The organism is Streptomyces profundus (assembly GCF_020740535.1).
In the GTDB taxonomy this organism is placed as follows: Bacteria; Actinomycetota; Actinomycetes; order Streptomycetales; family Streptomycetaceae; genus Streptomyces; species Streptomyces profundus.
Genome location: NZ_CP082362.1, coordinates 2,067,487 through 2,079,422, shown reverse-complemented (window position 1 = coordinate 2,079,422; position 11,936 = coordinate 2,067,487). Strand labels below are relative to the sequence as shown.

Genomic DNA, 11,936 nt, shown 5'->3' with positions numbered 1-11,936 from the left:
GAGGTCCTGTGAGTTCCCCGGAACCAGCCGTTCGCGCAACGCGAAACGGACCAACCACCCCACTGACCGTCGCGGTGACCGGTGCGGCGAGCGGCCTCGGAGCGCTGCTCACCGAACGGCTGCTGGACTCCGCCGGGATCAGGCGGGTGCTCGCCCTGGACGAACGGCTGGGCGAGGCCAGGGGTGCCGAGTGGCACACCCTGGACATCCGCGACCCCGCCATCGCCGATCTGCTGCGCACCTCGGGGGCCGCCAGGGACGCCGAGGCCGACGGCACCAGGGAGACCGAGCCGACCCATGGCCCGGTCGACGTGTTGGTGCACCTGGCACTCGACCTCGATGTCGAGTCCGACCCCGCGGCCCGCACCGCGCTGAACGTGCGCGGCACCCAGACCGTGCTCACCGCCGCGGCAGCCGCCGGGGTGCGCCGGGTGGTGCTGTGCACCTCGGCCATGGTCTACGGCGCGCTGCCGGACAACGATGTGCCGTTGGCCGAGGACGCGGAGCTGCGCGCCACCGAGGACGCCACCTGCGTCGGCGACCTGCTGGAGATCGAGCGGCTCGCCCAGCGCGCGCCCCGCGCACACCCCGGGCTCAACGTCACCGTGCTGCGCCCCGCGGTGTTGGTGGGCGGCGTCGACACCGCGCTGACCCGCTACTTCGAGTCGCCCCGGCTGCTCGTGGTCGCGGGATCGCGGCCGAGGTGGCAGTTCTGCCATGCGGAGGACCTGGTCAGCGCGCTGGAGTTCGCGGTGCACGAGAAGGTCGACGGCGAGCTCGCGGTCGGCTGCGACGGCTGGCTGGAGCAGGAGGAGGTGGAGGAGCTGTCCGGGATCCGGCGGATGGAGCTGCCGTCCTCGGTGGCGCTCGGCGCCGCCACCCGCCTGCACCGGCTGGGCCTCACCCCCTCGCCCGCCGGCGATCTCGCCTTCACCATGCACCCCTGGGTCGTCAGTGGCAGCAAGCTCTACGAGGCGGGCTGGCGGCCGAGTTGGAGCAACGAGGAGGTGCTGGCCGAGCTGCTGGCCGAGGTGGCCGGCCGGCACACCGTCGCCGGACGCCGGTTGGGTCGCAAGGACGCGGCGACCACCCTGGGCGCGGCGGGCGCCACGGTCGCGCTGGTCGGCACCGCGGCGCTGGTGCGACGCGCTCGGCGGGCCCGCCGCCGATGAGCCGGAGGCCATGGGGGATCATGGGGTCATGACGATCGGCGACCCGGTTCGGCTGCTTGCCATCCGTGACACGCCCCTGTCGGTGGACGAGGTCCGCCTGGCGGTGGGCGACGCGGCGGCCGGCGCCACCGTGCTCTTCGTCGGCACGGTGCGGGACCACGACGGGCACGCCCAGGGAGCCGCCGTCACCTCCCTGGAGTACTCGGCCCATCCGACGGCGGAGGCGGAGCTGCGGCGGGTCGCCGAGGAGGTCGTGGCCGAGTTCCCCGGGTGCGCGGTCGCGGCCACGCATCGGGTGGGCGAGCTGGTGGTCGGCGATCTCGCGGTGGTGGTCGCGGTCTCAGCGGGCCACAGGGGCGAGGCGTACCACGCCTCCCGCCGCCTGATCGACCAGCTCAAGCGGCAGGTCCCGATCTGGAAGCACCAGGGCTTCGCCGACGGAAGCCACGAATGGGTGGGCGCGGGCGCGGGCCGTTCGGCGGGCACTACTCCGGTTGCGTAACTCGTACGCGCGGCTGAGCGTTGGAGTGACAACGCCGTGGTGGGCGCAGGTGGGAGGTAGGACATGGCTGTTCTCGTGTGGTTGTTGATCCCGGTCGCCGGGGGCGTGGTGGCCGGCATATGGAGCGCCTGGGCCACCCGACGTGGCAACAGCGCGGGGCGGAACGTGCGGGACAGCGTGGGGGTGCGCGGATACGAGCGCTTCCGGGCGGCGATGGAACGAGCCCCGGCGGACGGCTGACAGTGCCGTCACGTAATGTCAAGACATGCCACGCCGCACCGCGACACTGCTGACGTCGATCCTGTTGCTGATCGGCATCCTCTGCGCCGGAGTGCTGATCCAGGTGCCCTACGCCGAGATGTCTCCCGGCCCCACGGTGAACACGCTGGGCGAGCACGAGGGCGAGCCGGTGCTGTCGGTCGAGGGCGAGGAGACATACGAGGCGGCCGGGCATCTCAACATGACGACCGTCAGGGTCACCGGGATCAACTACCGGATGAACCTGCTGGAGGCGATGCACGGCTGGCTGGCGGACGACCGCGCCGTGGTCCCGCACGAGACGCTCTATCCGGAGGACGTCTCGGCCGACCAGGTGGAGGAGCGGAACGCCGAGGAGTTCACCCAGTCGCAGGAGAGCGCCAAGGTCGTGGCGCTCCGCGAGCTGGGGTACGAGGTGCCGGAGCAGACGGTGGTGGCGGCGGTCGTGGAGGGCAGCCCGGCGCAGGACGTGCTGCACGCGGGCGACGCCGTCATGGCGGTGGACGGCACCCCGGTCACCGATCCGGGCCAGGTCGCCGAGCTGGTGACCAGACACCAGCCGGGCGAGGACGTGGTGTTCACTGTGGTGCCGGCCGAGGAGGCCGAGGCCGCGTTGAGCGGCGCCGGCGAACTCCCCGACGAGACCACGGACGTCACGGTCACCACGGCCGCGGCCGAGGACGACCAGCGGGCGATCGTGGGCATCCAGGCCGGGCTCGCCTACGCGCTGCCCTTCGAGGTGGAGATCAAGCTGGCCGATGTCGGCGGCCCAAGCGCCGGCCTGATGTTCGCGCTCGGCCTGATGGACCGGCTGACCGAGGAGGACCTCACGGGTGGCGCGTTCGTCGCCGGCACCGGGACCATCGACAACGCGGGGGCGGTCGGCCCGATCGGCGGGGTGTCGATGAAGACCATCGCGGCCAGGCAGGCGGGTGCCGAGTACTTCCTGACGCCCGAGGAGAACTGCGCGACGGCCGCCGAGCACGTGCCCGACGGCCTCACCCTGGTCGAGGTCGCCACGCTGGACGACGCCCTCGACGCGCTGCGGCTGATACGCGACGACGACACCGACCGGCTGACCACGTGTGACGCCGCCGGCTAGGCCGGCGGCGTTCTTCCGGGCCGTTGTCACCGGCAGGTCCTCGGCAGGTCCCCGGTGAGCGCCCGGAGTTACTCCTCGAAGGTCGCCGCCAGCGCCCTGGCCAGTCCCGGCACGAGATCAGGGCCGGTGAGCACCTCGGTGTCGGAGTCCTTCTCCCGCCGGCGCACCGCCGACTCCCGCGTACCGTCGCGCAGTACGGCCACGGTGAGTCGGACCTCCTGCCGCTGGGGGTGTTCGGAGACCCAGCGGGTCAGCTCGCTCTCGTCCAGCCCCTCGGGGACCGCGCCCTCGACGGACGGCGGCAGCATCAGCCGCTCCAGGGTGAGCGCGCAGCCGGCCACGGCGTCGGGCCAGGCGATGGTGGCGAGGAACTCGTCAAGCGGCACGCCCGGCGGCAGCTCGTCCTGCTCGACGGGGGTGAGGCCCTCGTCGGCGGTCTCGTCGAGGTCCAGACGCTCGGCCAGACCTGGCTCCTCCACCCGCAGTCGTGCCGTGTCCACCAGGGCGAACAGTTGGGCGGGGCGGTCCCAGCCGAGGCCGGCGACGTAGGAGTCGATCTCCAGAACGGTTCTGGTGAGGGGTTGCACGGCCAGGTGAGCAGAGGTGGGTACGTCGGGGGGAGTGTTGTCCATGGGCATATCGTGCCGTCTCATACCCCGAAAACGGGAACCGAGTAAAGGTTGAGTAAGTTAGTTCAGTGGGCCGTTCCCAGGATTGGCCCGGATTCAGATCCCGCGAATCTTTGAGGTGCGCACCTTGGCTTTCCAGATGCCGGACCGGGGCTCGGGCTCGGGCCGCCCCAACGGTCCGAACGGACCCAGAGGACCAAGAGGCCCTGGCGGGCCTAGGTTCAGCGTCGGGCGCCCGTCCCGAGGCGCGAAGACCCTGCTGATCACGGCGGCCATCCTGGCCGCGTTGGCGATCCTGTTCGCGATGTTCGCGGGGTTCTGGACGGATTGGTTGTGGTATCGCTCGGTGGATTACACCAGCGTGTACCGCACCCAGATGCTGACCAGGGCCGTGATGTTCGTGGTCTTCGGTGTGCTGATGACCCTCGCGGTCGGATTCAACATCTGGCTGGCGCATCGGCTCCGACCGCCGCTCAGCGCGATGTCGATGGAGCAACAGAACCTCGACCGGTACCGGATGAGCATCGCCCCCTTCAAGAAGTGGGTGGTGCTGGCGGTCTCGGTGGTGATCGGCCTCATCGCCGGCGGTTCGGCCTCCAGCCAGTGGCGCACCTGGCTGCAGTGGCTCAACGGCGAGTCCTTCGGGGTCACCGATCCGCAGTTCAACATGGATGTGGGCTTCTTCGCCTTCGACTACCCCTTCTACCGGTTCCTGCTGGGCTTCGGCTTCGCCGTCGTGGTGCTCTCCACGCTGGCCGCCGCGCTCACCCACTACCTCTACGGCGGGGTCAGGCTCACCACCCCCGGCAGCCGGATCACCACCGCGGCCACCGGGCATCTGTCGGTCCTGGTCGGCCTCTTCGTCGCGCTGAAGGCGGTCGCCTACTGGCTGGACCGCTACGGGTTGGCGCTCAAGAGCGGCGACTTCCGGGACAACGAGGGCTGGACGGGTCTGCGCTACGTGGACGCCAACGCCTATCTGCCGGCCAAGACGATCCTGGCCATCATCGCCGCGATCTGCGCGGTGCTGTTCTTCGCCACCCTCTGGCGGCGGGTCTGGCAGCTGCCGGTGATCGGCCTCGGCCTGATGGTGCTCTCCGCCGTGCTGATCGGCGGGGTGTACCCGGCGCTGGTCCAGCAGTTCCAGGTGAAGCCCAACGAGGTGGCCAAGGAGACTCCGTACATCCAGAAGCACATGGAGTCCACCACCCAGGCGTACGACATCGACGACGCGCAGTTCGAGGACTACACGGGTACCAGCGACGCGGAGCCGGAGGAGCTGAGGAACTCGGTCTCCGAGACGGCGAGCATCCGTCTGCTGGACCCGAGCGTGGTCTCGCCGGCGTTCCAGCAGATCCAGCAGGTCCGTGGCTACTACCAGTTCTCTCCGACGCTGGACGTGGACCGGTACGCCATCGAGGGGGACGAACGGGACACCGTGATCGGCGTTCGCGAGATGAACGTCAACAACGTGCCCGAGCGGAACTGGATCAACGACCACTTCCGGTACACCCACGGCTTCGGCATGGTGGCCGCCAGCGGCACCGAGATCCAGTCCAACGGCCAGCCGGACTTCCTGGAGCGCGACCTGCCGCCGGAGGGCGATCTGGGCGACTACGAGCCCCGGATCTACTTCGGTGAGTACACCACCCAGTACTCGATCGTGGGCGGTCCCCAGCAGGAGATCGACTACGCGGGCGAGGACGGCGAGGTCGAGTACAGCTACTCGGGCGACGCCGGGATCAACCTGGACAACTACTTCAACCGGGCGGCGTACGCGCTGACCCTGGGCGAGCCGCAGATCCTGTACTCCGGCGCCATCGGCGAGGGCTCCCGCATCCTCTACAACCGCACGCCCAAGGAGCGGGTCGAGGCGGTGGCCCCCTGGCTGACGATCGACGGGGACCCGTATCCGGCGGTGGTGGACGGGCGCGTCCAGTGGATCGTGGACACGTACACCACGACCAACGGCTACCCGTACTCCTCGCGCACCACGTTGGGTGACGCCACCGAGACGTCGTTGACGGAGAACCAGGGCGAGGTGATCGCCCAGGAGAACAACGTCAACTACATCAGGAACTCGGTCAAGGCGACGGTTGACGCCTATTCGGGTGATGTCGTGCTCTACGAGTGGGACACCGAGGACCCGGTGCTGAAGACCTGGCGCAGTGCCTTCCCCGGCACCGTGGTGGACCGTGAGGAGATCAGCGACGAGCTGCTCGACCACCTGCGGTACCCGCAGGACCTCTTCAAGGTGCAGCGCGATCTGCTCCAGCGCTACCACGTGGACAACGCCGGGCAGTTCTACAGCGGTTCGGAGCGCTGGGCGGTGCCCGACGACCCGACGCACGGCGACCAGTCGGTGCCGCCGTACTACCTGAGCATGAAGATGCCCGACCAGGACGAGCAGGTCTTCTCGCTCACCACCACGTTCACGCCGCTCAACCGCGACACCCTGGCGGCCTATATGGCCGTCGAGGCGGACGCGAGAAGCGACGGATACGGAACGATGAGAATCCTGACCCTGCCGTCCAACACGACGGTCTGGGGTCCACAGCAGGTGCAGAGCAGATTCAACTCCGATCCGACGATCGCCGAGAGCATCAACCTGCTCTCCAGAGGCGACTCCGAGGTCGAGTACGGCAACCTGCTCACCGTGCCACTGGAAGGCGGCCTGCTCTACGCGGAGCCCGTCTTCGTCCGCGGCGCCGGCACCAACTACCCGCTGTTGCGCAGGGTGCTGGTGACCTACGGCGAGAGAACGGCCTTCGAGGACACCCTTGACGAGGCCTTGGACGTCGTCTTCGGGGTCACCGAATCCGGTGAGGAACCACCGGAGTCCCCGCCGCCTGGCGAGGGCGAGGAGGAGCCGCCGCCGGACGGCGAGCAGACCGTCGAGGAGGCCATCGCCGAGGCCCAGGAGGCCTGGGACGACAGCCAGGAGGCGCTACAGAACGGCGACTGGGAGGCGTTCGGCGACGCGCAGGGCCGCCTTGAGGAGGCGCTGGAGCGGATGCAGCAGGAGGACGCCGCGCGCAACGAGGAGGAGGAGACGCCGCCGGACGAGGAGCCGGCTGACGCCAACTCCTAGCCATCAGGGGGACGTTCACAGCGTCCCAGGAGGTTCGACATCCGAGGGCCCGACGCCGGGGACGGCGCCGGGCCCTCGGCCGTTCCCTGACGGTCCGCCGCCGCCCGTCCGGTCCGCTACGGAGCGGACGGGACGTCAACCCTGGGCGTGTGTTCGGCCGTTGGCCCGGATGGCGCTGGCCGGCACTGTCAGTGGGAGGGGCCATACTGCGACACGATTCTCGATAACTCGCCCTGGCCAACGGCGTTTGGGTGTTTCCATATCGGGAAGTCGATAAACCGCTGAAGTGACTTCACTGGCTGCGGTATACCAGGTGTACGCAGGTTTCAGGTGGTGCGACTATGGACCTTATGGGGGACAAGGCCAGGTTCGGGAGCAGTCGAGCCGCCGCTCAGGAGGGCGCGCGGCTGCTGCTTCTCGGCGACCTGGACGGTGCCGAGGGGCCGCTGCGCGAAGCGGCGGCGGACGGCGAGCGGTCGGCCGCCAACAATCTGGGGGTGTTGCTGCATCAGTCCGGGCGTTCCGGCGAGGCCGCCGAGTGGTGGCGGATCGCGGCGGTCGGCGGCTCCGCGCCGGCGGCGCACGCGCTCGGCCGGTTCTGCCGGGAGCGCGGCGACGAGGCGGCTGCCGAGTTCTGGCTGCGCCACGCGGCCGAGTCCGGGCACGCGTCCGGCGCCTACGCGCTGGCCGACCTGCTCGACCACCGGGGGCACGAGGACGCGCCCGCCTGGTTCCTGAAGGCGGCCGAGCGCGGCCACCGCGAGGGCGCCTACCGCCACGCCTGCCTGCTGGCCCGTCAGGACGAGACGGCGGCCGAGCCCTGGTTCCGGCAGTCGGCCGCGCGCGGCCACCGCAGGGCCGCGCTGCGGCTCGGGGCGCTGCTGGAGCGGCGCGGTGCGGCGGCGGAGGCCGGCCGCTGGTATCTGGAGGCCGCCGAGGCGGGCGAGGTGCGGGCGGCCAGCGCGCTGGGCTTCCTGCTCCGGGACTCGGGCGACGAGACCAGCGCCGAGCAGTGGTGGCTGAGCGCGGCCCAGGACGGCGACGGCCCCGCGGCCAACGCGCTGGGCGCGCTCTACGCGGAGCGTGGCGAGCGGCAGGAGGCGCAGCGCTGGTACCGCGCCGCGGTCGAGGCCGGCGATATCAACGGCGCCTTCAACCTCGCGCTGCTGAGCTCGGGTCAGGGCCGCAGCGCGCAGGCCGAGCAGTGGTACCGCCGCGCCGCCTACGCGGGGCATCGGGAGGCGGCCAACGCGTTGGCCGTGCTGCTGTTGCAGCGTGGCGACGCGGACGGCGCGGAGCCGTGGTTCTCCAAGGCGGCCGAGGCCGGCAGCGTGGACGCCGCGTTCAACCTGGGCATCCTGCACGCGGGGCGGGATCAGCCGGAGGCCGCCGAGCGCTGGTACCGGCGGGCCGCCGAGGCGGGGCACGCGGAGGCCGCGCTGCAACTGGCCGTCGGGCTGCTGCGGTCCGGCACGACGGAGGAGGAGCAGGGGCTGGCGGAGAAGTGGCTGCGGCAGGCCGCCGAGGGGGGCAGCGTCGAGGGCGCGTTCCGGATGGCGGTGTTGCTGGAGCGGGACGCGGCGGCGCCCGAGCCGGGCGGTGAGCCGCCCGAGTACGAGCGCTGGTACGCCGCGGCGGCCGAGCAGGGGCATCGCAGGGCGCAGGTGCGGCTGGGCATGTGCGCGGCGAGTCGCGACGACGTGACCACCGCCGCGCACTGGTATCGGGAGGCGGCCGAGGCCGGCAGCCCCAACGGGGCGTTCAACCTCGGGTTGCTGCTGGCCCGCGAGGGCAGCGAGCCGGAGGCCGCGCTCTGGTGGCGGCGGGCGGCGGAGGCCGGGCACGGCCGCGCCGCGCTGCGGCTGGCGCTGCTGGCCTCGCGGCGCGGGGATCTCGCCGAGGGCGGCGCCTGGTGCACGCGGGCGATCGAGCTCGGTCCCGAGGAGGTGGCCGGCCGCGCGGCTCGCCTCCGTGACGCCCTGGTCCAGGAGCTGACGGCCTGACCGGCCGGGGCTTGGCGACGTTAACCCGCCCGGCGGAGCCCCTGCCGGGCGGGTGGTGGCTCGGGCCAGGTGCGTGCTCTGGTGCGCTGAACGGTCGGGTTCGCCTGGCCCCGGCCCGGCGGAGCCCCTGCCGGGCGGGTGTTCGGCCGGTGTTGGCGGCTGCCGAGGCTCGGGGGCACCCGGGCCGGGCAAGCGCTCGGGACAAGCGGTCGCGCTGCGCGCCGCCGGCGGTGGCCCGGTCCCGCGCCGGCGGACCCTGCGGGGCCGGCAAGACGTCCCTGTTCAACTCGCTGACCGACGCGTATGTGCCGCAGGAAGGGAAGATCACCGTCCGCCCCCGCGGGAACCTGCCCGGCGGCGAGGAGGGCGGCGCGAGCGGCACTCTCACGGCGCTGAGAGCCCTCTTCCGGTCGCGCTGCGCGCCGCCGGCGGTGGTCCGCCCGGCGGAGCCTGGGGGGCCGGGCGGGTGGTGGCTCGGGCCAGGTGCGTGCTCTGGTGCGCTGAACGGTCGGGTTCGCCTGGCCCCGGCCCGGCGGAGCCCCTGCCGGGCGGGTGTTCGGCCGGCGCTGGCGGCTGCCGAGGCTCGGGGGCTCCCGGGCCGGGCAAGCGCTCGGGACAAGCGGTCGCGCTGCGCGCCGCTGGCGGTGGTCCGGTCCCGCGCGCCGGCGGACCCTGCGGGGCCGGCAAGACGTCCCTGTTCAACTCGCTGACCGACGCGTATGTGCCGCAGGAAGGGCAGATCACCGTCCGCCCCCGGGAACCTGCCCGGCGGCGAGGAGGGCGGCGCGAGCGGCACTCTCACGGCGCTGAGAGCCCTCTTCCGGTCGCGCTGCGCGCCGCCGGCGGTGGTCCGGTCAGGCGTCGGCGGTGGTCCGGTCAGGCGGCGGTGAAGGCGGCGAGGGCGAGGCGGCGGAGTAGTTCCGCGGTCTCGGCCCGGCTGGGCAGCGCGCTGGGGCGGGAGAGGTGTCGGGTGGAGTTGAGCAGGCCGAAGACGGCGTGCACGGAGGCCAGGGCCCGCTCCGGAGCCAGCTCGGGCCGCACCTCGCGCAGCACCTCGACCCACAGCTCCACGTACTGCCGTTGCAGCTGCCGCACCCGTTTGCGGTCCGCCTCCGGCAGTCGGTCCAGCTCGCGGTCGTGCAGGGTGATCAGCGCCCGGTCGTCGAGGGCGAAGTCGATATGGCCCGCGATCAGCGACTCCAGGGCCGCCGAGGGCGGCTGCCCCGCCGCCCTGGCCTCGGCGACGCGGTGCCGGCCGCCGTCGCGGAGCCGGGTGCTGATGCCCACCAGCAGTTCGGTGAGCATCGCGTCCTTGCCGGCGAAGTGGCGGTAGAGCGCGGGGCCGCTGATGCCCACGGCGGCGCCTATCTCGTCCACCCCCACGCCGTGGAAGCCGTGCGCGGCGAACAGCCGTGACGCCTCCTGGAGGATCTGCTCACGGCGCGAGGGGGCCGGCGATCCCGAAGCGCCAGGGGAGGCTGACGAACTGGACGTAGCGTGCATGCCCATAAAGGTATTGTAGACACGGTGGTTAGCGGACGTTAACCTGGCGGCTATGCGGCAGGCACCGACGCTGAGCAGCACCTCCGATCCGACCTCCGACGCGTTCTCCGCCAACGAGGCGGTCCATCGAGAACGCGCCGCCCGACTGCGCGAGAGGCTGGCCACGGCCCGCCTGGGCGGCGGGGAGCGCGCCCGCGCACGCCATCTGGCGCGCGGCAAGCTGCTCCCACGGGACCGGGTGGACGCCCTGCTCGACCCCGGCTCCCCCTTCCTCGAACTGGCCCCCCTGGCGGCCGAAGGCCTCTACGACGGGCAGGCCCCCGCCGCCGGGGTGATCGCCGGGGTGGGCCGGGTCAGCGGGCGGGAGGTGATGATCGTCGCCAACGACGCGACGGTCAAGGGCGGCACGTACTACCCGATGACGGTCAAGAAGCATCTGCGCGCCCAGGAGGTCGCGCTGGAGAACCGCCTGCCCTGCCTCTATCTGGTGGACTCGGGCGGCGCCTTCCTGCCGATGCAGGACGAGGTCTTCCCCGACCGCGACCACTTCGGGCGCATCTTCTACCACCAGGCCCGCATGTCCGCCGAGGGCATTCCGCAGATCGCCGCCGTGCTCGGTTCCTGTACGGCGGGCGGCGCCTATGTTCCCGCGATGAGCGACGAGGCGGTCATCGTGCGCGGTCAGGGCACGATCTTCCTGGGCGGCCCTCCGCTGGTGAAGGCGGCCACCGGCGAGGTGGTCACGGCCGAGGAGCTGGGCGGCGGCGAGGTGCACGCGCGCGCCTCCGGCGTGACCGACCATCTGGCCGAGGACGACGCCCACGCGCTCCGCATCGTGCGCACCATCGTCGCCACCCTGCCCGCGCGCGGGCCGCTGCCCTGGCAGGTCGCGCCGGTCGAGGAGCCCGCGGTGGACCCGGCGGGCCTCTACGGGGTGGTGCCGGCCGATCCCCGCACCCCCTACGACGTGCGCGAGGTCATCGCGCGGCTGGTCGACGGCTCGCGGTTCCAGGAGTTCAAGGCCGAGTTCGGCGGCACGCTGGTGACGGGGTTCGCCCGGCTGCACGGCCATCCCGTCGGCATCGTGGCCAACAACGGCATCCTGTTCTCCGAGTCGGCGCAGAAGGGCGCCCACTTCATCCAGCTCTGCGACCAGCGGGGCATCCCGCTGCTCTTCCTCCAGAACATCTCCGGGTTCATGGTGGGCCGGGCCTACGAGGCGGGCGGCATCGCCAAGCACGGCGCCAAGATGGTCACCGCCGTGGCCTGCGCCCGGGTGCCCAAGCTGACGGTGGTCATCGGCGGCTCCTACGGCGCGGGCAACTACTCGATGTGCGGCCGGGCCTACTCCCCCCGCTTCCTGTGGATGTGGCCGGGCGCCAAGATCTCCGTGATGGGCGGCGAGCAGGCGGCGGCGGTGCTGGCCACCGTCAAACGCGACCAGCTGGCCGCGGCCGGCCAGGAGTGGCCGACGGACGACGAGGAGGCGTTCAGGGCGCCGATCAGGGAGCGCTACGAGGCCCAGGGCGACGCCTACTACGCCACCGCGCGGCTCTGGGACGACGGCGTGATCGATCCGACCGAGACCAGGACGGTGCTCGGGTTGGCGCTCACCACCTGCGCCAACGCGCCACTGGCCGACGCCGGGTACGGCGTCTTCAGGATGTAGGGGGCGG

9 protein-coding genes are annotated in these 11,936 nt (G+C 72.0%); 7 read left to right on the top strand and 2 right to left on the bottom strand.

Annotated elements, in window-relative coordinates; translation table 11 throughout:
- Nucleotides 1-8 precede the first annotated feature (8 nt).
- The 4 genes from K4G22_RS08925 (at nucleotide 9) to K4G22_RS08910 (ending at nucleotide 3,034) form a co-directional block, all read left to right on the top strand.
- The gene (locus K4G22_RS08925) at nucleotides 9-1,172 is read left to right on the top strand and encodes an NAD-dependent epimerase/dehydratase family protein (protein WP_228079349.1); all 1,164 of its coding nucleotides are present in this window, start codon (nucleotides 9-11) and stop codon (nucleotides 1,170-1,172) included.
- A gap of 28 nt (nucleotides 1,173-1,200) precedes the next feature.
- Nucleotides 1,201-1,674 carry a molybdenum cofactor biosynthesis protein MoaE gene (locus K4G22_RS08920; RefSeq protein ID WP_228079348.1) on the top strand — a complete coding sequence of 158 codons (474 nt, stop codon included), beginning with the start codon at nucleotides 1,201-1,203 and terminating at the stop codon, nucleotides 1,672-1,674.
- 63 nt (nucleotides 1,675-1,737) lie between these two features.
- Nucleotides 1,738-1,914 carry a hypothetical protein gene (locus K4G22_RS08915; RefSeq protein WP_228079347.1) on the top strand — a complete coding sequence of 59 codons (177 nt, stop codon included), beginning with the start codon at nucleotides 1,738-1,740 and terminating at the stop codon, nucleotides 1,912-1,914.
- 25 nt (nucleotides 1,915-1,939) lie between these two features.
- Entirely contained in the window at nucleotides 1,940-3,034 is a 1,095-nt protein-coding gene (locus K4G22_RS08910; protein WP_228079346.1) for a YlbL family protein, read from the top strand.
- Between the two features lie 68 nt (nucleotides 3,035-3,102).
- Here the strand turns inward: K4G22_RS08910 and K4G22_RS08905 are convergent, their stop codons facing one another.
- Nucleotides 3,103-3,666 carry a PPA1309 family protein gene (locus K4G22_RS08905; protein WP_228079345.1) on the bottom strand — a complete coding sequence of 188 codons (564 nt, stop codon included), beginning with the start codon at nucleotides 3,664-3,666 and terminating at the stop codon, nucleotides 3,103-3,105.
- 136 nt (nucleotides 3,667-3,802) lie between these two features.
- On the opposite strand from K4G22_RS08905, the gene K4G22_RS08900 reads away from it, so the two are divergent.
- Together K4G22_RS08900 and K4G22_RS08895 are read left to right on the top strand one after the other, a co-directional pair.
- On the top strand, nucleotides 3,803-6,754 hold the full coding sequence (locus tag K4G22_RS08900) for a UPF0182 family membrane protein (RefSeq protein WP_425336786.1): 2,952 nt from the start codon (nucleotides 3,803-3,805) through the stop codon (nucleotides 6,752-6,754).
- Nucleotides 6,755-7,104: 350 nt separating this feature from the next.
- A complete protein-coding gene (locus K4G22_RS08895) occupies nucleotides 7,105-8,757 on the top strand; it encodes a tetratricopeptide repeat protein (protein ID WP_228084007.1) in 1,653 nt (550 codons plus the stop codon).
- A gap of 876 nt (nucleotides 8,758-9,633) precedes the next feature.
- Here the strand turns inward: K4G22_RS08895 and K4G22_RS08890 are convergent.
- The gene (locus tag K4G22_RS08890) at nucleotides 9,634-10,266 is read right to left on the bottom strand and encodes an SACE_7040 family transcriptional regulator (protein WP_425336633.1); all 633 of its coding nucleotides are present in this window, start codon (nucleotides 10,264-10,266) and stop codon (nucleotides 9,634-9,636) included.
- A 46-nt stretch (nucleotides 10,267-10,312) separates the two neighbouring features.
- On the opposite strand from K4G22_RS08890, the gene K4G22_RS08885 reads away from it, so the two are divergent.
- Nucleotides 10,313-11,929, top strand: a complete 1,617-nt coding sequence (locus K4G22_RS08885) for a carboxyl transferase domain-containing protein (protein WP_228079344.1) — start codon at nucleotides 10,313-10,315, stop codon at nucleotides 11,927-11,929.
- Nucleotides 11,930-11,936 lie beyond the last annotated feature (7 nt).